This window comes from Actinoplanes octamycinicus (assembly GCF_014205225.1).
Lineage (GTDB): Bacteria > Actinomycetota > Actinomycetes > Mycobacteriales > Micromonosporaceae > Actinoplanes > Actinoplanes octamycinicus.
The window spans coordinates 7,548,697-7,569,319 of sequence record NZ_JACHNB010000001.1 but is presented as its reverse complement, the minus strand read 5'-3'; the positions used below and the strand labels follow the sequence as shown (position 1 = coordinate 7,569,319).

Below are 20,623 nucleotides of genomic sequence, written 5' to 3'. Positions count from 1 at the left end.
CTGCAATGGAGAGCATCACCAAGAACCGTCAGTCGTTCGGTGTGTTGCGGGCGATGGCTGAGCGTGCCTACGGGCCGGGCGAGGCGCCGGCCGGCGAGGACGCGGTCAGCGAGCTGGCGCACGGGTGGTTCAACGTGGCGTACCGGATCCGGCTGCGCTCCGGCCGGGAGGTGGTCCTGAAGATCGCGCCGCCGCCGGCGGTCGAGGTGATGACCTATGAGCGCGGGGCGATGGCGACCGAGCTGGCCGCCCTGGAGCTGATCCGCGCCCGGACCGGCGTGCCGGTGCCGGAGGTGCACTTCGCCGACACCAGCCGGGAGCTGTGCGACGCCGACTACTTCTTCATGGAGTACATCGACGCGGACAACCTCGGCATGCTCCGGGACGTGCAGACCCCGGCCGAGCGGACCGCTTTCAACGAGGCGCTCGGCGCGCTCAACCGGGAACTCAACGGCATCCGCGGCGACCACTTCGGGCCGCTCACCGGGCCCGGCGACCCGACCTGGCGGGCCGCCTTCCTGCGGATGATCGGCGGGGTGCTGGACGACGGCGAGCGCCGCGGCGTCGACCTCGGGCACGACTACGCCAAGATCCGCGAGGTGATCGCCGGCCACGCGGACAGCCTCGACGAGGTGACCGAGCCGCGGTTCGTCGAGTGGGACATGTGGGACAACAACGTGATGGTCCGGGACGGGCGGATCGTCGCGATCATCGATCACGAGCGGGCGTTCTTCGGCGACCCGCTGATCGAGGCCGGGTTCACCGGCAGCGAGGTGCCGGCGTACGGGGACTCCAGCGCCTTCATCCGCGGCTACGGCCACGGGCCGGCCACGGCGGCCGAGCGCACCCGGCGCCGGCTGTACTGCCTCTACCTGGTGCTGATCATGACGATCGAGACGGCGTACCGGAACTTCCCCGGCACCGAGAACTACGACTGGGCCCGGGAGCGCCTGGACGAGACGATGGCGCTGTTCGATCGGCCTTAAGCTTCTCGTCGATGGCGTTCCTGGATACCGGCGACAAGATCGCGTCCATGGTGGGCGCTGTCCTCGCCCTGGCCGGGCTCTGGGTCGCGGTCCGCGGCGGCCGGCGCCGCCGGCGCGGGCGGGATCCGCGGATCGACGCGGTGCGCGCCGCGCAGCGGGCCGACGCGGCCCAGCACCGGTACCGGTTCTTCGGCGAGCACGTGCCCGCGCTGACCGAGCTCTACGTGCGGCGGCGGGCCGCCTCCGGCCGGGAGAAAGCCCGGACCGTCCAGGCCACGCAGCTGCTCTCCGCGCACCGGCACGCGGTGCTGCTCGGTGACGCCGGCGCCGGCAAGTCCACCTTCCTGGCCGCGGTCGCCGGGGACCTGGCCCGGCGCGGTGGCCGCGAGGTGGCGGTGATCCTGCCGGCCGCCGACCTGGTCGGGCAGCCGCTGCCCCGGGCGATCGCCGAGGCGGTGCGCCGGGACCTGCGGGTCGAGGTGCCGGCCGAGGTGTTCGAGCGGGCGCCGGCCCGGGGCGGGGTGTGGCGGGTGCTGATCGACGGCCTGGACGAGGTGGTCGACGGGCAGGACCGGTCGGACGCGTTGTGGCGGATCCGGGAGCTGCTCGGCGGGACCGGGCCGTACCGGTTGCTGATCACCAGCCGGCCGCTGGCCGGCGCGGAGCTGGCCGAGCTGGACGTGGCCGGCACCGGCGTCTACGAGCTGCGGCCGTTCGACCGGCAGGAGCTGAACGAGTTCGCCCACCGGTGGTTCGCGGCACGGTTCCCGAGTGACCGCCGCCGGGCGGACTCGACCGCGGGACGGTTCCTGGCCCGGCTGGCCGGGGCGCGGCTCGGCCCGGTGGCGCGGGTGCCGTTGCTGGCCACCATCGCGGCGCTGGTCTACGAGCAGGCCGACGACCGGGCGCTGCCGTCCAGCCGGGCCGAGCTCTACGAGCGGTTCGTGCAGCACCTGCTGGACGGGCGCGGGTCGATGGCCCGGTTCCGCGCGGCGATCGAACCGCAGCTGCTGGACCGGGGGAGGGCCGGGCTCGCCGCCGCCGAGTGGCTCTTCGCCGACCTGCACCAGCACGTCGGCGGGCTGCTCCGGGCCTGCGGCGCGGCCTGGCTGGCCGACCGGGACGCCCGGCTCACCGAGGTGGCCGCCACCTGGTTCCGGGCGAACGGACCGGCGGACCTGGCCCGGATCACCCCGGACGCGGACCGGCTGCTGCGCGAGTTGCTGCTGGCCACCGGCGTGTGCGCGCTGCGCGGCGACCGGGTGGTCTTCCTGCACCAGAGCTTCGCCGAATACCTCGCCGCGGCGTCCGGGATCCCGTTCGACCGGGACACCTGGCTGGCGCAGGCGGCCGACCCGGTGACCCGCAGCCTGGCCGCCTTCGTGGTGGCCCGCCGGCCGGACTCGGACGACCTCGTCGCGACCCTCGATCCGATCGCCGCCGGAGACCTGATCGCGGATGGCGTGCCGGTCTCCCCGCGGACCCGCTCCCGGACGGTCGACCGGCTGGTCCAGGAGGTGGCCGCGGAGACGCCGCAGGCGCCGGAGGCGTTGCGGATCCTCGGCGAACTCAGCCTGGACGCGCAGGTCTTGGGCGAGATGCTGGCGCTCTACCAGCGCCCGGACGTCTCGGCCTGGGTGCGGGCCATGGTCGCCGACCGGATCGCCGACGTCGACCCGGCCACCGGCGTGAAGTTGCTGGAGGAGGTGGCGGCGACCGCGGACGACGTGGTGCAGGACTGGATCGCCGACGTGCTCCAGGAGCGCGGCCTGCCCGAGCCGCCGGTCACCCACCACACCGAACGTCCCCAGGCCCTGGGCGCGCTCGCCCGGCACGCGCTGACCAGGCGGATCGCCGACTCCCGGGCCACCGAGCACCAGCGCGCGGCGGCGGCCCGCCAGCTCGCCCGGGCCGGGGACCGGACCGCTTTGCGCGCCATGGCCGCCGCCGCGGACGTCGGTCCGTTCCAGCGGGTCGAGCTGGCCGTCTCGCTGGCCGACACGGGCGAGCCCGAGCTGCTCCGCGAGCTGGGCGCCGGCGCTGCGGACACCGCTCCGGCCCGGTACGCCGCGGCGGTCGCCCTGGCCGACCGCGACGACCCGGCCGCGGTGGCCGCGCTGGCCGAGGTGGCCCGGGCCCATCCGGGCTACCCGATGGCGTTCGCGGCCGCCGCCCGCTGCGCCGACCTCGGTGACCGGGAGCCGCTGCTCGCCCTGGCCCGGCAGCCGGGCCAGGTGCACGTGCGGCTGGCCGCGGCACGCCGGCTGGCCGCGCTCGGCGACCGCCGGGCCCTGGGCTGGCTGCTGGAGGACCGGCTGAGTCCGGAGCTGGAAGCCCTGGCCCTGGCCGGCCTCCTGGAAGCCGGCCAGGCCGAGCAGATGCCCCGGATGCGGGCCCTGCGCACCCGTCACCTGTCCGGCGACCGGGAGCGGGAGCGGGAATTCCTGCTCGCCGCGAACGGCGACGAAGCGTCCCGGGAACGCCTGCACCGCCGGATGCTGCGCGGCTCCCGCTGGTGGCAGCAGACCGACGCGGCGATCGCCCTCGCCGCCATCGGCGACGAGCGCGGCGCCTCCTGGCTGCGCCGGGTGGCCGGGGACCCGCGCTGGTACCGGCCCGCGCGGGTGCGGGCCGCGGTCGGCCTGACCTGGCTCGACCCGGTCCGGGGCCGGCCCGTGCTGCACGCCCTGACCGGCCCGGGGGTCGAGCCGCGGCTCCGGCTCGCGGCGGCGAAGGCGGCGCTCACCGTCGAGCCCCCGGCCGTGGAACCGCTGGCCGGCATCGCGCTCGACGACCAGGCTCCGGACAGGTCCCGGGCGGCCGCCCTGACCACCCTCACCCGGCTGCGCCTGGCGCCGGACTTGCGTCTCCGCCTGGGCGAGCTGGCGCTCACCGGCGACACCCCGATGCCGGTACGGCTGGCCGCGGCGCCCCTGCTGCCCGAGGAGCGTTTCCGGGCCGTGGTCGGGCCGATCGCGACCGGCGACCCGGACCGGCGGACCCGGCTGGCGGCGATCGAGCAACTGGACCACGTCGACCGCCAGGCTGCCGAAGCGGCCTTCGGAGCCCTGCTCCGCGACCGCCGGATCAACCGGCTGCGCCGCTGGGTGCTGACGCTGAACTCGGGGGAGCTGCTGTCCGCCGCCGACGCCCGGACCCTCGACGACCGGCTCGGCGAACCGGATCTCGGCTTGGTTCGCTTCCTCCTGCGGCTGTCGCGCCTGCTGCCTCGCGACCCGGCCGATGTCTTCGAGGGGTGACCCGTGCCGCGGCGGGTGCACCTCTCGGCCGGGAGCGAGGATCGGCGCTCACCGCGTACCGGAAATTGTTGTGCTGGGGTGTCATCAAACGGCGGGGATGGGGGCGTTTCTCTTCCGTGACGTTCGAAGAGTTCGTTTCAGCCCGCCTCGGCACCCTGGTGCGGTATGCGACCGTGGTCACCTGGGATCCGCATCTGGCCGAGGACATCACCCAGAATGTCCTGGTCCGGGCGCAGTCCCGCTGGTCGCGGATCGGTCGGATGGACGCGCCGGAACTCTATGTGAAGCGCATGGTCGTCAACGAGTTCCTGTCCTGGCGGCGGCGCCGGGCCGCGCAGTCGATCCCGGTCGCCACGGAGACGCTCGCCGGGTTCCTGCCGGCCACGCCGGATCAGGCGGCGCTGCGGGACGACCGGGACCTGATGCTGCGGCTGATCGGCACGCTGCCACCCCGGCAGCGGGCGGTGATCGCCTTGCGTTTCTACGAGGATCTGGCCGTCGAGCAGATCGCCGAGATGCTCGGCTGTCGAACGGTCACTGTCCGCACCCACCTGATGCGCGCGCTCGCCACCCTGCAGGGTGCCCTGCCGGCCGCGCTCGTGACCACCGGGGAGTAACCGTGACCAGGAACATCGAAGATCTCATCCGGGCCACCCAGGAGGCCCAGGCCGACCGTGCGCTGCCGGCCGACCGGATCCGCGCGAACCTGCCGAAGCGGGCCGCCACGGTCCGGCGCCGCCAGCGGTTCGGGCTGCTCAGCGCCGGTGTCGCGGCGGCGGCGGTAGCGGCCGCGGTGACCGTGCCGGCCCTGGCACTGCGCGGCTCCGAGCCGGTGGCGCCCCCGACCCAGGCGGCCGCGCCGGCCTCGGCGAAACCGTCACCGAGCGCGACGACGCAGGAGCTTCCCACCAAGCTCGGCTATCGGCCGACCTGGGCGCCACCCGGGTTCAGCGAGCGGATCCGGCAGACCGGCACCGCCGCACCCGGGGATCCGTTCGGCCCGACGGTGATGCGGTACTGGACCAAGCAGGTCGGCACCGGCGATCCGATGAGCGACGCCGGCCCGCAGGTGCAGCTCTACGTGCGCACCGAGGTGTCCGGGGAGGGGCGGCTGACGGCCAACGGCGGCAAGAAGGTCGACATCAACGGCGCGCCGGGCTACTACCACGAGGGCGGCGGCAAGTCCTACCTGGACTGGGGGGTCGACGAGCACACCGTGCTGTCCCTCGCCACCACCCACTACGTCATGAGCAAGGCGGACATGCTGAAGATGGCCCGCTCGGTGCGGCCGGACCCGGGCGTCACCACGGTTCCGGTGCGGCTGCGCTGGCTCCCGGACGGCTGGTCGGTCAACACGGCCATCGTCAGCGGCGACCACAAGGACACCTGGCGAGCCGGGCTGCTGGTGGAGAAGCCGGCGGTCGAGGGGATCAAGGACAAGGAGGCGTTGTCGCAGGCAACCGGACAGATGTCGGTCGTGGTCGGCAGCAGCACCGAGGCCCCGGCCGGTGGCAGGGAACTGACCGTCGGCGGCCACCCGGCCCGGCAGCCGGTGCGCAGCGAGTCGTTCGCCAAGAGCATGCTCTACCTGGTCGTCGACCTCGGCCACGGGCGGCTGATGACGCTGGTCGGCGAGGGCGCCGGGATCACCCGGGAGGACCTCGTCAAGATCGCCGAGCAGGCCGAGATCAGCCCGGACGCCCCGGACTGGATCGGCTGACCCCGCCGCGAACGGTTCCGGTCCGCTCTCCTCGGGGAGGGCGGACCGGTCCGGCATCGCTGATCACTTCCGGTCCGCTGCGGTGAGGTCCGCCCGATTTCCGGTACGGCCGCAGCGCCCGTCGATCAGGAAGGCAGCACAATCGTCAACGGGCACGCGGTGTGCCCGATCAATCCGGCGGCCGTCGCCCCCAGCGGATGCGACGCGGCCGGGTCACCGGTGGCGGCCACCACCATCAGCGCGGCGTCCCGGCTCACCGCGGACAGGGCGTGCGCGGGATGCCGGTCGTGGCAGATCTCCCGCTCGGCGTCGGCCGCCGTGGCCGCGTCCAGGTCGTCGTAGAGGGCGGCCTCCAGCAGCAGGTCCGGGTACCGCCGGTGACCGTCCCAGACGTGCACGACCCGCAGCGGCAGGCCCAGCTCGCGGGCCCGCTCGGCGGCGTACTCCAGCACGGTGTGCCGGGCGTCGTCGTCCGCGATGGCGGCGGCGACGACGTGACCGCCGCGATCCGTCGTACCGATGATGTCGACCGCGCCATGAAAGGCGTCCGTCCGCATCGCCCGTCTCGCCCCCGGCGGCAGCCGGAGGCTGACCGCCGCGGCAAGACAGTCGAGCTGATTACCGGAGATCGTGCTACGCACTGTGATCACCCCACGGTTCCTCGACCGATGGAAGCGGTACGAATCCGCCCCATTGCCATCGTCCGCCCACTACAGCCCGACATCCAGGGGCCGAAAGGCCCGTTCCTCGCGATTCCGGCGGCCACCCGTAGAGTCGCCACAATGGATCACCAGTGGCGGGGAGCATGGATCGCGTTCGCCGGCGCGGTCATCGCGGCCCGGCGAACGCCGGCGTGCCGGCCCGCTGGGACGCGGCACAGCCGGAATCGTGCCGTGGCGAGCGGTCGGGTGTGACCCTGGAAGGGTGAGCGTCGAGGAGATCACCACGGAGACGGTGCGGCCGGTGGCCCGGGCCGTGCTCGGGCAGCGCTGGACCGACCTGGCCTTCCTGCACTGGCCGGTGGAGCCGGAGCGGGTGGCGCCGCTGCTGCCGCCCGGCACGGTGCCGGACGTCTTCGACGGGGTGACCTATGCCGGGCTGATCGGCTTCCGGATGGAGCGGGTCGGCTTCCTGGGCGGACCCGGCGTTCCGTATCTGGGCACGTTCGCCGAGACGAACGTGCGGCTCTACAGCGTCGACGCCCAGGGCCGGCGGGCGGTCGTCTTCCGCTCGCTGGAGGCGGAACGACTGGTCCCGGTGCTGGTCGCGAGGCTGAGCCTGCGCCTGCCCTACATGTGGGCGCGGATGCGGCTGACCCGGAAGGGCGACGAGCTGGCCTACGTCTCCCGGCGCCGCTGGCCCGGCCCGCGCGGCGCGACCACCAGCATCCGGATCCGGGTCGGCGAGCCGATCGCCGAACCGAGCCCGCTGGAGCATTTCCTCACCGCGCGCTGGGGCCTGCACACCCGGGCGTGGGGCCGCACCCGCCACCTGGCCAACGACCATCCGCGCTGGCCGCTGCACCGCGCCGAGCTGCTCGACCTGGACGACACCCTGCTCGCCGCCGGCGGCCTGCCAGGCCTCGACAAGCCGCCGGTCAGCGTCCTTTACTCCCCGGGTGTCCCGGTGATCTTCGGCCCGTTCAGACCGCCGCCACGGTGACCGCATAACCCCGATAGAGGTTCGGGAAACGGGTGAGCACGGCGGCGCGCATCCGGATCGCCTCGTAGACGACCTCGGCTGCCATCTGTTCAGCCATCAGCGTGGTGTGCAGCGGGTTGCGCTCGAGCCGAGGTGCTGCCAGATCGCCGATCAGCGCGGCACACCGCGCGGAGAGATCCAGCTCCTGCAGGCCCGGGAATCGCAGGACGTGGTCCCAGAGCGCTGGATCCGTCTGGATGGCCACCTGTGCTTCCAGCACCGCCAGTGGTGGCACCGCCATGATGACGTCGCCCTCGTAGCCCCGGTCGAGCAGCTCGGTCAGCGTGGGGTGGCCCTGCATGAGTTCGACCAGGGCGCTGGCGTCGAGGACGAGCGTGGAGTCGAGGGTGATCACGCGACGTCCGACTGGCGTCGGGCGTCCAGTGCTGCCTGCTCGCGTTTGACGCGGGCGAGCATCTCGTCGATGCGGGCCTCGTCCTCCGCGGTCCTCGGCGGGAGGGCGGGCAGGCCCAGCTTGCGGAAGAGGCGCTCCGAGGGGCGCTCAGCAGGGCGTTCGGGGTGGTCAGTACTAGTCATGGGGCAACTGTACCCGTGACGGGGTCGGGACGCCATCCCTCGATGGGGAGCGATGATGGTCGGCATGGGCCGATCACGAACCAACCCCGCGCCGGGCGCGCCGGTCACCGCGCGCGGGCGGCGGACTCGGGACGCGCTGGTGGCGGCCGGGCGCCGGCTGCTGGAGACCCGGGGCTGGCCGGCCTTCACCCCGGAGCAGGTGGCGCAGGCGGCCGGGGTCTCCTACGGCACCTTCTACACCTACTTCGAGTCCAAGGACGACCTGCTGCGCACCATCGTCCGGGCGGTGGCCGAGGAGATGTTCACGGCGAGCCTGGTCGGGCCGGAGACCGCCGACGACCCGTACACCCGGATCGTCGAGTCGAACCGCGGCTACCTGCGGGCCTGGCGGAACGCCTCCCGGGTGCTGCGCCTGGTCGAGCAGGGCGCCGACTCCGACGACACGCTGCGGCAGCTGCTGCTCGAGGTCCGCGAGCTCTACGTGCAGCGCGGCGCCGAGGGGCTGCGCCGCTTGCAGGAGGCCGGTCTGGCCGATCGGGAGCTGGAGCCGCGGCTGACCGCGATCGTGCTGGGCGCCATGGTCGAGCAGATGGCGCACGTCATCTATTCGCTGCGCGAGCCGCTCGACGAGGATGCGGTGGTCAACCACATGTCGAAGCTGTGGGCCGCGGCGATCGGGCTCCGCGAGCGTCCTTGACAATTTTGTCAGATTGCCTAACGTGGCCCCCATCACCACGCGGTGGGCGAGGGGAGCGGCGTGCGAACGATCCGGGTCGGCAACTGCTCCGGTTTCTATGGCGACCGGCTCTCCGCCATGCGCGAGATGCTCGACGGCGGCCCGCTGGACTACCTGACCGGCGACTACCTGGCCGAGCTGACCATGCTGATCCTCGGCCGGGACCGCCGGAAGAACCCGGAGCTGGGTTATGCCAAGACGTTCCTCCGCCAGCTCACCGACTGCCTGAAAATCATCAAGTCGGCGAATGTCCGGATCGTCAGCAACGCCGGCGGACTCAACCCGGCCGGTCTGGCCGACGCGATCCGCGCGCTCGACCCGGATCTCGCCGTCGCCCACGTCGAGGGCGACCAGCTCACCTGGCCGAAAGCGATCACCGCGAACGCCTACCTCGGCGCCTTCGGGATCGCCGAAGCCCTCCGCTCCGGCGCCGACATCGTCGTCACCGGCCGGGTCACCGACGCCGCGCTCACCCTCGGCCCGGCCATCGCCGAGTTCGGCTGGACCCGCGATGACCTCGACAAACTCGCCGCCGGTGTGGTCGCCGGGCATGTCCTGGAGTGCGGCACCCAGGCCACCGGGGGCAACTTCAGCGGCTTCACCGGCTTGGATCTCAGCCGCCCGCTCGGCTTCCCGATCGCCGAGATCAGCGCGGACGGCACGGTTCTGATCACCAAGCACCCGGCCCACGGCGGCGCGGTCACCGTCGACACGGTCACCGCCCAGCTGGTCTACGAGATCGACACGCCCCGCTATCTCAACCCGGACGTCGTCACCCGGCTCGACACCCTCCACCTCGTCCAGCAGGACACGGACCAGGTCAAGATCTTCGGCGTACGCGGTGCGGCCCCACCCGGCACCACCAAAGTGGGGATCAACCGGCTGGGCGGCCACCGCAACTCGGTCTCGTTCGTCCTGACCGGCCTGGACATCGAGCAGAAGGCCGCCTGGACCCGGGCCCAGCTGGAAGCCGCCCTGACCACCCGCCCCGCCGAGATCGTCTGGGAGCTGGCCCGCACCGACCGCCCCGACCCGGCCACCCAGGCCGAGGCGTCCGCGATCCTGCGCTGCCACGTGAAGGACCCGGATCCGGACGTGGTCGGCCGCCGGTTCAGCAGCGCCGCCGTCGAGCTGGCCCTGGCCTCCTACCCGGGCTTCCACGTGACCGCCCCGCCTGCCGACGCCACCCCGTTCGGCGTCTTCGAGGCGGCCTACCTCCCGCAGTCCGAGGTCCCGCACGTCGCCGTCCTCCCGGACGGCACCCGCGTCGACATCGCGCCACCCGATCCCGCCACCGGGTCCGCAGCGCGCCCCCCGACTCCGGCTGGCTCTGCGGGGTGTCTCGACGACGTCGAGACACCCCGCAGAGCCAGCCGGGACCGTGAGCCGGCGACCACCCGGGCGCCGCTGGGGCGGCTGGTGCACGCGCGGTCGGGGGACAAGGGCGGGACGGCGAACGTCGGGGTGTGGGTGCCGGCCGGACATCCGCGGCGGGCGGACGCCTACGCGTGGCTGGCCGGCTGGCTCGACGCCGACCGGGTGCGGCAGCTGCTGCCCGAGGCCGCGGAACTCGGCGTGACCGTGCACCGGCTGCCCCACCTGGCCGCCCTCAACATCGTCATCGAGCGGCTGCTCGGGGACGGAGTGGCCGCGTCCACCCGTTCCGACCCCCAGGCCAAGGCGGTCGGGGAGTGGCTGCGTGCCCGGAACGCCGACATACCCTCGGAGCTGCTGTGAGCCTGCCCCCGGCGTACGACAGGAATCGGGAAGCGATGCTGGAGCGGGTCGCGGACCTGGACCGGCAGCATGCCCAAGCCCTCGCCGGAGGCGGGCCGAAGGCCGTCGACCGGCACCACCGGCGCGGCAAGCTGACCGCGCGCGAGCGGATCGAGCTGCTGGTCGATCCGGACTCGGCGTTCCTGGAGCTGAGTCCCCTCGCGGGCTGGGGCACCGACTTCGCGGTCGGCGGGTCGGTGGTGACCGGGCTCGGCGTGGTCGAGGGCGTCGAATGCATGATCATCGCGAACGACCCGACGGTCCGCGGCGGCGCGAGCAACCCGGTGACGCTGAAGAAGAGCTTCCGGGCCGCGCAGATCGCCGCGGAGAACCGGCTGCCGACGATCAACTTGGTCGAGTCGGGCGGGGCCGACCTGCCCACCCAGAAGGACATCTTCATCCCGGGCGGACAGCACTTCCGCGGGCTGACCGAGGCGAGCGCGGACCGGCGGCCGACGATCGCGCTGGTCTTCGGCAACTCGACGGCCGGTGGCGCCTACGTGCCGGGGATGAGCGACTACGTGGTGATGGTGGCCGGCGGCGCGAAGGTCTTCCTCGGCGGGCCGCCGCTGGTCAAGATGGCGACCGGCGAGGAGTCCGACGACGAGTCGCTGGGCGGGGCGGAGATGCACGCGCGGATCTCCGGGCTGGCCGACTATCTCGCGGTGGACGAGCACGACGCGATCCGCATCGGACGTCAGATCGTGCGGCGGTTGAACTGGCGCAAGCTGGGGCCGGCGGCCGCTGACGACTATGCCGAGCCGATCGAGGATCCGCAGGAGCTGCTCGGAATCGTGCCGACCGATCTCAAGATCCCGTTCGATCCGCGGGCGGTGATCGCGCGGATCGTCGACGGGAGCGAGTTCGACGAGTTCAAGCCGCTCTACGGCACCAGCCTGGTGACCGGGTGGGCACGGCTGCACGGCTACCCGATCGGGATCCTGGCGAACGCGCAGGGCGTGCTGTTCAGCGAGGAGGCGCAGAAGGCCGGCCAGTTCATCCAGCTGGCCAACCAGAACGACACGCCGCTGCTGTTCCTGCACAACACCACCGGCTACATGGTCGGCAAGGACTACGAGCAGGGCGGGATCATCAAGCACGGCGCCCAGATGATCAACGCGGTGTCGAACTCGGCGGTGCCGCACCTGTCGATCGTGATGGGCGCGTCCTACGGCGCCGGGAACTACGGGATGAGCGGGCGGGCCTACGACCCGCGGTTCATGTTCAGCTGGGCCGGGGCGAAGTCGGCGGTGATGGGACCGGCCCAGCTCGCCGGGGTGGTGTCGATCGTGTCGCGGCAGGCGGCCGCGGCGGCCGGGCGGCCGTTCGACGAGGAGGCGGACGCGCGGACCCGGGCGGCGATCGAGGCGCAGATCGAGCGGGAGTCGCTGGCGTACTTCACGTCCGGGATGCTCTACGACGACGGGGTGATCGATCCGCGGGACACCCGGACCGTACTGGGAATCTGCCTTTCCGTGATCCACAACGCGCCGGTGCGGGGCGCCCGGGGATATGGGGTGTTCCGGCTGTGATCGGTAAGCTGCTTGTCGCCAATCGGGGCGAGATCGCCGTTCGAATCTTTCGGACCTGTCGCCAATCGGGCATTTCAACCGTCGGCGTCTATGCCGAAATCTCGGACCTGCACGTGGCCGAGGCGGACGTCGCGGTCGAGGTCGAGTCCTTCCTGCACGGTGCGAAGATCATCGAGGCGGCGATCCGCACCGGCGCCGACGCCATCCACCCCGGCTACGGCTTCCTCTCCGAGAACGCCGCCTTCGCCCGCGACGTGCTCGCCGCCGGACTGATCTGGATCGGTCCCGACCCGGACGCGATCGAGGCGATGGGCGACAAGATCCGCGCCAAGAAACTGGTCGCCGCGGCCGGCGTCCCGGTCCTCGAGGGCGGCTCCTTCCCGTTGCTGATCAAGGCGGCGGCCGGAGGCGGCGGTCGCGGCATGCGGGTGGTCACCGAGGCTGAGGAACTGGAGCCGGCGCTGGCCGCCGCCGAGGCCGAAGCCCGGTCGGCGTTCGGCGACGGCACCGTGTTCACCGAGCCCTACCTGCCGCTGGCCCGGCACATCGAGGTCCAGGTGCTCGGCGACGCGGCCGGCCGGATCTGGGTGGTCGGCGACCGGGACTGCTCGGTCCAGCGCCGGCACCAGAAGATCGTCGAGGAGGCACCGGCCCCCGGGCTGTCCGGCGAGACCCGGGCGGCCCTGCACCGGCACGCCCGGAACGCCGCCGAGGCGGTGCGCTACCGGGGCGCCGGCACGGTCGAGTTCCTGGTCGACGGCGACCGGATCTTCTTCCTGGAGATGAACACCCGGCTGCAGGTCGAACACCCGGTGACCGAAGCGGTGACCGGTCTTGATCTCGTCGCCTGGCAGCTCGCCATCGCCGAGGGCCGCGAGCTGGGCGACGCGCCGCCCGAGCCGTCCGGCCACGCCGTCGAGGTGCGCCTCTACGCCGAGGACCCGGCGCGCGACTTCGCACCGCAGACCGGCCGGATCCGCGCCTTCACGATCGACACTTCTTGCGTACGGGTGGATGCCGGCGTGGCAGCCGGAAGTCAGGTCGGCATCCGCTACGACGCGATGCTCGCCAAGATCATCGCGCACGGGCCGGACCGGAACGCGGCGATCCGGCTGCTCGGCGACGCCCTGCGACGCGCCGAGATTCACGGGCTCACCACCAACCTGGGCCTGCTGCGCGCCATCCTGCGCGACGACGACTTCCTGGCCGGGCGGGTCGACACCGCTCTGCTGGACCGCCGGCTGGCCGCCTGGACCAGCGCCGACCGGGACCATCCGGTCCGCAAGGCCGCGCTGGCCGCCGCCGTGGGATCGGCGGTCCGGACCGCGGTGTCCGGCAGGGTTCAGTCCCGGATCCCGGCCGCCTGGCGGAACGTGCCGAGCCAGGAGCGGGTGCGTACCTATCGATGCGGGGACGCCGAATACCCGGTCACCTACACGTCCCGTGGCGGGCGGCTGGAGTCGTCCTGGCTGCCCGGCGTGAGCGTGCTCGGGATCGACGGCGACCGGGTGGTCCTCGACGATCACGGGGTGCGGGAGAGCTACCGGGTGACGGTGGTCGACGGCGGGGTGGACGTGGACGGGCCGGACGGGTCGTACGATCTGCGCACCGTGCCGGTCTTCACCGACCCGGCGGCGAACCTGGCCGCGGGGTCGCTGCTCGCGTCGATGCCCGGGCTGGTCGTGGCGGTGCACGTCGAGAGCGGTCAGCGGGTTGCGGCGGGGGATCCGGTGATGGTGCTGGAAGCCATGAAGATGCAGCAGACGCTGACCGCGCCGGCTGATGGGATGGTGGCGTCGCTGAGTGTCGAAGTGGGTCGTCAAGTCGCTGCCGGTGACGTTCTCGCGGTGATCGACTCCGCCGCTTCCGCTGTGCCATCCACTTCTAGTGTTCCGCCTGCTTCTACTGTGCCGTCTGCTTCTACTGTGCCGCCTGCCGATCCCTCGTCGTCCAGGAGCTGAGATGACCGCTTTTGTCGAGTCCGCGGAACGCCGGGAGCTGCGCGAGGCGGTCGCCCGCCTGGGCCAGAAATACGGCGAGTCCTACTTCTACGCTGCCGCCCGGGACGGCCGGAAGACCACCGAGCTGTGGCAGGAGGCGGCCGCCCACGGCTACCTCGGGGTGTCCATTCCGGAACAGTACGGCGGAGGCGGCGGCGAGATCGGCGACCTGGCCGCCGTCCTGGAGGAACTGGCCACCGCCGGATGTCCGCTCCTGCTCATGGTGGTGTCACCAGCCATCGTCGGCACGGTGATCGCCCAGTTCGGCACCGAGGCGCAGAAACAGCGCTGGCTCCCGGGCATCGCCGACGGCTCGGCCACCTACGTCTTCGGGATCACCGAACCGGACGCCGGCTCGAACACCCACCAGATCGCCACCCAGGCCCGCCGGGACGGCGACGAGTGGGTGCTGACCGGCGGCAAGACCTACATCAGCGGCGTCGACGAGGCCTCCTACGTCCTGGTGGTGGCCCGGGTCGGCACACGCCCGTCGCTGTTCATGGTCCCGGTCGACGCCCCCGGTTTCACCTACCGGAAGATCGACATGGGCCTGGTCGCCCCGGAGGACCAGTTCACCCTCTTCTTCGACGACGTCCGGCTGCCCGCCGACGCGCTGATCGGCAGCGAGGAAGCCGGCTTCGACCAGCTCTTCGCCGGCCTGAACCCGGAACGCATCATGGCCGCCTCGTCCGCCACCGGAATGGCCCGCTGGGCGCTGCGCAAGGCGGTCGGCTACGCCGGCGACCGCCAGGTGTGGGGCGTACCGATCGGCGCCCACCAGGCGATCTCCCACCCCCTCGCCAAGCTGCACGTGGAGATCGAAGCCGCTCGCCTGCTCACCCAGAAGGCCGCCGCCCTGCACGCCGCCGGCGACCTGAAAGCCGCCGGCGAGGCCGCCAACATGGCGAAGTACGCGGCCGGCGAGGCCGTCTGCGCCGCCGTCGACCAGGCCATCCAGACGCACGGCGGCAACGGCCTCGCCACCGAGTACGGCCTGGTCCAGGCCCTTGCCACGTCGCGCCTCACCCGGCTGGCCCCGGTCAGCCGCGAGATGGCCCTGAATTTCGTGGCCCAGTTCTCCCTCGGCCTGCCGCGCTCCTATTGATCGGGGTCACGGGCGGCACTGCCCTGGCGACATCGGTGCGCCTGCCACCCCTCCGCCCCACTTCCCAGTCCCCGCCCACCCAGGGGGCGCCGCCCGAAGACAGTGTCGCGCGAAACGCAACCGTGTGCCGATGCGCCTGTGGACGAGGCGCTGGTGTGCATATCGCTCGGAGCGCGCTGCGACCCCAGCCGACCGTCGCGAGGCGCGCTGTCGTTCGTGGCGTGGTGGTCCGGCTGGGCGTGAGGGGTGTCTCGGGCGGCTTGAGACACCCATGGGAGCCAGCCGGCGGTCGCGGGGTGCGCTGCCGGTCGTGGCGGGGTGGTTGGGCTGGGCGTGAGGGGTGTCTCGGGAGGGGTTGAGAGACCCGCGGGAGCCGGCCGGCGGTCGTGGGCTGCGTTGTTGGTCGTGTCGGGGTGGTTGGGCTGGGTGTGAGGGGTGTCTCGGGAGGGTTGAGACACCTGTGGGAGCCGGCCGGCGGTCGTGAGGCCCGTTGTCGTTCGTGTCGGGGTGGTTGGGCTGGGTGTGAGGGGTGTCTCGGGAGGGTTGAGAGACCCGTGGGAGCCGGCCGGCGGTCGTGAGGCGCGTTGTCGTTCGTGTCGGGGTGGTTGGGCTGGGCGTGAGGGGTGTCTCGGGAGGGGTTGAGACACCCGTGGGAGCCAGCCGACGGTCGTGAGGCGCGCTGCGGTCCGAGATCACTGCCCGCCTCGCGCAGCGGTCGGGCTGGGCGCGAAGGGCCGGCGGGGGCGCGGGTTGGGCGGCGGGTGCGGGGCGGGGATCAGGTGGGGACGCTGCGGTGGGTGGGGCCGTGGGACTCGTCGCAGTGGGGTTCGGGGTGGGGTTCGGCGTCGGCTGCGTGGTCGACCTGCAACGTCGTGTGGCGGATGTCGTGGACGGACTGGAGATGGTGCTCCAGGGCTCGGCGGATGTTGTGGCAGTCGGCGTGGTCAGCGACCAGGACGTGGGCGGACAGGGCGGTCTGGCCGGAGGTGATCTGCCACAGGTGCAGGTCGTGGATCTCGGTGACGGCCGGGACGGCGGCGAGCTCGGCGCCGATGGCGTCCACGTCGACGCCGGGCGGGGCGGCTTCCAGCAGGATCCGGCCGGAGTCGCGGAGCAGGCGGACGCCGGCCACCGCCATCAGGGCGACCACGATCAGCGAGGCGATCGCGTCGGCCTGGACGAAGCCGGTGAACACCATGATCAGGCCGGCGATCAGGGTGGCGATGAAGGCGAACAGGTCGTTGAGGATGTGCTGGAAGGCGCCCTCGACGTTGAGGCTGCTCCGGTTGGCGCGGGACAGACACCAGGCGGCACCGACATTGACCAGCACACCGACCGCGGCGGTCGCCACGACCAGGCCGCCGGCCACCTCCGGCGGGTCGAGCAGGCGGTGCACCGCCTCGTAGCCGAGCCAGCCACCGAGCAGCAGCAGGGTGAGGCCGTTGGCCTGGGCGGAGAGGATTTCGGCGCGCTTCAGCCCGTACGTGAAACCGCCCCTCGGCGGACGGGCCGCGAGTCGCATCGCGATCAGCGCCAGGACGATCGCGGCGGCGTCGGTGAGCATGTGCGCGGCGTCGGAGAGCAGCGCCAGCGACCGGGCGATCAGCCCGACCACCACCTCGCCGGCCATGAAGACGGTGATCAGGCTGAGCGCGGCGACCAGCCAGCGCCGGTCGGCGTCGGCGCTGACGCCATGAGAATGCCCGTGCCCGTGGCCCTGCCCATGCCCGTGGCCCTGCCCATGCCCGTGGACCTGTCCCTGCCCGTGCTCGGGCCCATGCCCGTGCGCGGGCGTGTCGTGGTCGTGGCCGCCCATCGGCTCGATCTCCCTCCCGTGCGCCGCCGGAGCGGTCCGCCGCCGTGGTGTGCACATCAGCGAACGTCCTCGGGGTCCGCGCAGGCGGCCGGGTCGACCGCGAGTGCCAGCCCGAGCAGGTCGTCGAGGGCGTGCCGGATCCGCGCGTCGGCCAGCTCGTACCGGGTCCGGCGGCCCTGCGGGACGGCCACCACCAGGCCGCAGCCGCGCAGGCAGGCCAGATGGTTCGACAGGTTCTGCCGGGTCACGCCGAGCAGGTCGGCGAGCTCCGCCGGGTAGCCGGGCGCGTCGCGCAGCGCCAGCAGCAGGCGGGTGCGGGTCGCATCGGACAGCGCATGACCGAATCTGGCCAGCACCGCGGCATGGGTCACGGTCTCCACCCGGCCGACAGTACAGCAGGACCTGTATTCAGCGTGAGCTGAATCGAGAAATCCGCTCCGCCGACTGGTGGAGCGGACATCCACCAACAGATTATCGATGGGTTGATCCGGCGCCGCGGCGTCATGGCCAGGCTCGACGCATGAGAATGTGCATTGCGGTCCTGGCGGCCGCGCTGCTCGCCCCCGCGACGCCGACGGCCGCCAGCAGCGCGGACGTCGTCCGCACCGACGCCGGGGTGATCCGCGGCGTGGACCACGACGGCTACCGGACCTTCGAGGGCATCCCCTACGCCGCCCCGCCGACCGGCGACCTCCGCTGGCGGGCGCCGCAGCCGGTGACCCCCTGGCCGGGCGTCCGGCCGGCTACCTCCGCGGGCCCGGCCTGCGCGCAGCTCCCGGCCGACCCGGAGAGCCCCAGCGGTGAGGACTGCCTCTACCTCAACGTGACCGCGCCCCGGGACGGCCGGACCCGCCGGCCGGTCGTGGTCTGGCTGCACGGCGGCAGCTTCCAGACCGGGTCCGGCGGCATGTACGACGCGCACCGGCTGGCCGTCCGGGGCGGCGCCGTGGTGGTCACCGTCAACTACCGGCTCGGCGTCCTCGGCTACCTCGGCCTGCCCGGGCTGGCCGGCTCCGGCACGTTCGGGCTGCAGGACCAGCAGGCCGCGCTGCGCTGGGTACGGCGCAACGCCGCGGCGTTCGGCGGCGATCCGGGCAACATCACGCTCGCCGGGCAGTCGGCCGGCGGGATGAGCGTCTGCGCCCAGCTCACCTCGCCCGGCGCCGCCGGACTGTTCCAGCGGGCGATCATCCAATCCGGATCGTGCCTGGTGGACTGGCCGGCCGAGCTGTTCTACCCGAACGTCGGCGCCGGTTCACAGTGGTCGCCGGTAGCCGCTGTGCGGTCGGCCGGCGAGCGGCTGGCGGCCGGTTTCGGCTGTGGCGCGGACGCGATCGGGTGCCTGCGCGGTCAGCCGGTGGCGGCGCTGCTGGACGCGACCCCGGGTGTCGGGCTGAAGGCGTTCGCGACCCCGGCCTACGGGACCGGGGTGTTGCCGCACCATCCGGCGGAGGCGCTGCGCCGGGGCGCCTTCTCGCGGGTGCCGGTGCTGTCCGGCAGCAACCTCGACGAGCACCGCGGCTTCCTGGCCGGCCTGCAGGTGACGCCGGACCAGTACGCCGGGATGCTCCGGACGGCGTTCGGCGAGCGGGCCGGGCAGGTGGCGGCGGCCTACCCGGTGTCGAGCTATCCGACGCCCGCGCTGGCCTGGGCCGCGGTGGCCACCGACCGGATCTGGGCCTGCCCGACGCTGGCCGGTGACCAGCTGCTCGCCCGGCGGACGCCGACCTACGCCTACGAGTTCGCCGAGCGGCACGGACCGGCCCCCTCGACCGGCTACCCGTGGGGCGCGTTCCATGGCGCCGAGCTGGCCTTCCTCTTCGACACCTGGTGGCTGGCCGGGACCCCGCAGCCGGAGCTGGCGGACCGCATGATCGACATCTGGTCGCGGTTCGCCGCCACCGGACGGACCGATTGGTCCCGATTCAAGAGCGATGCTTCGGTACGGGCCATCGCCGCCGGAGTGGACGGTGACGTCGACCTGGGCCGGGAGCACCACTGCGGGCTCTGGAAGTCGTTAGGGTGACCGGATGCGGCGGTGGCGGTACACCCTGGCCGGCGACGTCGAGATCGCCCGGACGGTCGGGTCCGGTGCGCTGACGGTGGGTCCGCACTTCCACGAGTCGGTGCAGCTGACGGTGGTGACGGCGGGGGAACGCGCGTTCCGCACCCGGACCGGCGTCGTGCGGGCGGCCGCCGGGCGGACCATCGTGATCCCGGCGCTGCTGCCGCACGCCACGCTGCCGATGGCGCCCGGCGACGACAGCGTCAACGTCTACCTGCCGCCGGAGTTGTTCGGCGACAGCCTGGGCGACGTGCCGCTGGTGGTGCCGACCGGGGAGCCCTCGCCCGACCCGGTGCGGTCCCGGCCGCCCGTCGCACCGTCCGAGCTGGTCGCGGCGGTCACGGCCGGCCGGGTGGACCTGCGGCAGCTCGCGGCACGCTTCGGGATCTCGCGGGAGACGGTGATCCGGCGCTTCGCCCGGGAGACCGGGATGACGCCGCACGCCTTCCGGGTGGTCGCCCGGCTCAACGTCGCGCGGCGCCTGTTGCGCGACGGGGTGGCGCCGGCGGAGGCGGCGGTGCTGGCCGGGTTCGCCGACCAGAGCCACCTGGGACGGCAGTTCCGCGCGGCCTTCGGGGCCACGCCCGGGGACTATCGGGTCACCGCCGTTCCCGGCCGGTAGCGCACTTTCGTTCCAGACGGGCCGGGGTGCGGGCGGGCAGCATCCGGCGGGTGGGAATGCTCGCTCTCCTGGCCGCCGGGCTGCTCGGCGGGATGGTCAACGCGCTGGCCGGTGGCGCGACGCTGCTGACCTTTCCGGCGCTGATGGCGACCGGGCTGACCCCGGTGGTCGCCAACGCGTCGAACGCTGTCGCGCTCGCGCCCAGCCACCTGCTCGCCGCGGTGGCCGATCACGTCCACCGGCCGCCGGTGGACCGGTTGCTGCGTACCCAAATCGGCTTGTCGATCCTGGGTGGGATCTGCGGGTCGGGGCTGCTGCTGGTGCTGCCCACGGGCCGGTTCCCGGCCGTGGTGCCGGTACTGATCGGGGTGGCGACCGCCCTGTTCGCGGTGGCGCCGCGGCTGCGCGGTGTCCGGGTGGCGACCGCGCCGGGGCTGCTGCTGGCCTCGGCCTACGGCGGGTTCTTCGGGGCGGCGCTCGGCGTGATCCTGTCCGCGCTGCTCGCCCTCGGCCCGGACCGCGATGCCCGGCGCGTCAACGCCCGCAAGAACATCCTCGCCTCCGCCGCCACCCTGGCCGCGGTCGCCGTCTTCGTGGCGAAAGGGCTGGTCGCCTGGCCGGCCACGGTGACGGTGCTGGCCGGCGCGGTGGCCGGCGGCTGGCTCGGCGGCCGGATCAGCGGCCGCATCCCGGCGACCGCCGTCCGAGCCGTGGTGATCGCCGGCGGCGTGCTGCTGACGCTCTTCTACGCACACCGGTTCTGGTGA

General features: G+C 73.0%; 18 protein-coding genes. 13 read left to right on the top strand and 5 right to left on the bottom strand.

The window, feature by feature from the left end; translation table 11 throughout:
- Positions 1–5: 5 nt before the first annotated feature.
- From BJY16_RS34155 to BJY16_RS34140, 4 genes are all read left to right on the top strand, one after another.
- A complete protein-coding gene (locus tag BJY16_RS34155; RefSeq protein WP_185043675.1) occupies positions 6–986 on the top strand; it encodes a phosphotransferase family protein in 981 nt (326 codons plus the stop codon).
- 11 nt (positions 987–997) lie between these two features.
- Entirely contained in the window at positions 998–4,246 is a 3,249-nt protein-coding gene (locus BJY16_RS34150) for an NACHT domain-containing protein (protein ID WP_185043674.1), read from the top strand.
- A gap of 116 nt (positions 4,247–4,362) precedes the next feature.
- A complete protein-coding gene (locus tag BJY16_RS34145) occupies positions 4,363–4,863 on the top strand; it encodes a SigE family RNA polymerase sigma factor (protein WP_185043673.1) in 501 nt (166 codons plus the stop codon).
- A 2-nt stretch (positions 4,864–4,865) separates the two neighbouring features.
- A complete protein-coding gene (locus BJY16_RS34140; protein ID WP_185043672.1) occupies positions 4,866–5,966 on the top strand; it encodes a hypothetical protein in 1,101 nt (366 codons plus the stop codon).
- A 125-nt stretch (positions 5,967–6,091) separates the two neighbouring features.
- Here BJY16_RS34140 and BJY16_RS34135 read toward each other — a convergent pair whose 3' ends face one another.
- Positions 6,092–6,616 (bottom strand): universal stress protein, encoded by a 525-nt coding sequence (locus tag BJY16_RS34135; RefSeq protein ID WP_185043671.1) that lies wholly within the window; start codon positions 6,614–6,616, stop codon positions 6,092–6,094.
- Positions 6,617–6,890: 274 nt separating this feature from the next.
- Between BJY16_RS34135 and BJY16_RS34130 the strand changes: the two genes are divergently transcribed.
- The gene (locus BJY16_RS34130) at positions 6,891–7,628 is read left to right on the top strand and encodes a YqjF family protein (protein ID WP_185043670.1); all 738 of its coding nucleotides are present in this window, start codon (positions 6,891–6,893) and stop codon (positions 7,626–7,628) included.
- On the opposite strand, the gene BJY16_RS34125 is transcribed toward BJY16_RS34130, so the two are convergent.
- Positions 7,609–8,022, bottom strand: a complete 414-nt coding sequence (locus BJY16_RS34125) for a hypothetical protein (protein ID WP_185043669.1) — start codon at positions 8,020–8,022, stop codon at positions 7,609–7,611. The genes BJY16_RS34130 and BJY16_RS34125 overlap by 20 nt on opposite strands.
- Complete coding sequence (locus tag BJY16_RS34120; protein ID WP_185043668.1) at positions 8,019–8,204, bottom strand: hypothetical protein; 186 nt, start codon at positions 8,202–8,204, stop codon at positions 8,019–8,021. The genes BJY16_RS34125 and BJY16_RS34120 overlap by 4 nt, the downstream gene beginning before the upstream one ends.
- A gap of 64 nt (positions 8,205–8,268) precedes the next feature.
- On the opposite strand from BJY16_RS34120, the gene BJY16_RS34115 reads away from it, so the two are divergent.
- The 5 genes from BJY16_RS34115 (at position 8,269) to BJY16_RS34095 (ending at position 15,353) form a co-directional block, all read left to right on the top strand.
- Entirely contained in the window at positions 8,269–8,901 is a 633-nt protein-coding gene (locus BJY16_RS34115) for a TetR/AcrR family transcriptional regulator (protein WP_185043667.1), read from the top strand.
- 117 nt (positions 8,902–9,018) lie between these two features.
- Positions 9,019–10,677 carry an acyclic terpene utilization AtuA family protein gene (locus tag BJY16_RS34110; RefSeq protein WP_221503177.1) on the top strand — a complete coding sequence of 553 codons (1,659 nt, stop codon included), beginning with the start codon at positions 9,019–9,021 and terminating at the stop codon, positions 10,675–10,677.
- Between the two features lie 35 nt (positions 10,678–10,712).
- A complete protein-coding gene (locus BJY16_RS34105; protein WP_239177877.1) occupies positions 10,713–12,248 on the top strand; it encodes an acyl-CoA carboxylase subunit beta in 1,536 nt (511 codons plus the stop codon).
- Positions 12,245–14,209: an acetyl/propionyl/methylcrotonyl-CoA carboxylase subunit alpha gene (locus tag BJY16_RS34100; protein ID WP_185043664.1), complete on the top strand. Its 1,965-nt coding sequence runs from the start codon at positions 12,245–12,247 to the stop codon at positions 14,207–14,209. The genes BJY16_RS34105 and BJY16_RS34100 overlap by 4 nt, the downstream gene beginning before the upstream one ends.
- A 1-nt stretch (position 14,210) precedes the next feature.
- Complete coding sequence (locus BJY16_RS34095; protein ID WP_185043663.1) at positions 14,211–15,353, top strand: acyl-CoA dehydrogenase family protein; 1,143 nt, start codon at positions 14,211–14,213, stop codon at positions 15,351–15,353.
- A 775-nt stretch (positions 15,354–16,128) separates the two neighbouring features.
- Here the strand turns inward: BJY16_RS34095 and BJY16_RS34090 are convergent.
- Both BJY16_RS34090 and BJY16_RS34085 read right to left on the bottom strand, forming a co-directional pair.
- The gene (locus BJY16_RS34090) at positions 16,129–17,169 is read right to left on the bottom strand and encodes a cation diffusion facilitator family transporter (RefSeq protein ID WP_185046806.1); all 1,041 of its coding nucleotides are present in this window, start codon (positions 17,167–17,169) and stop codon (positions 16,129–16,131) included.
- Between the two features lie 56 nt (positions 17,170–17,225).
- The gene (locus tag BJY16_RS34085; protein WP_185043662.1) at positions 17,226–17,549 is read right to left on the bottom strand and encodes an ArsR/SmtB family transcription factor; all 324 of its coding nucleotides are present in this window, start codon (positions 17,547–17,549) and stop codon (positions 17,226–17,228) included.
- Positions 17,550–17,689: 140 nt separating this feature from the next.
- Here BJY16_RS34085 and BJY16_RS34080 point away from each other — a divergent pair, with 140 nt between their 5' ends.
- Genes BJY16_RS34080 through BJY16_RS34070 form a run of 3 tightly spaced genes read left to right on the top strand, consistent with a single transcriptional unit; the run spans position 17,690 to position 20,623 of the window.
- Positions 17,690–19,195: a carboxylesterase/lipase family protein gene (locus BJY16_RS34080; RefSeq protein WP_203759195.1), complete on the top strand. Its 1,506-nt coding sequence runs from the start codon at positions 17,690–17,692 to the stop codon at positions 19,193–19,195.
- Positions 19,196–19,199: 4 nt separating this feature from the next.
- Positions 19,200–19,856 (top strand): helix-turn-helix domain-containing protein, encoded by a 657-nt coding sequence (locus BJY16_RS46675; RefSeq protein ID WP_203759194.1) that lies wholly within the window; start codon positions 19,200–19,202, stop codon positions 19,854–19,856.
- A gap of 56 nt (positions 19,857–19,912) precedes the next feature.
- Entirely contained in the window at positions 19,913–20,623 is a 711-nt protein-coding gene (locus BJY16_RS34070; protein ID WP_185046803.1) for a sulfite exporter TauE/SafE family protein, read from the top strand.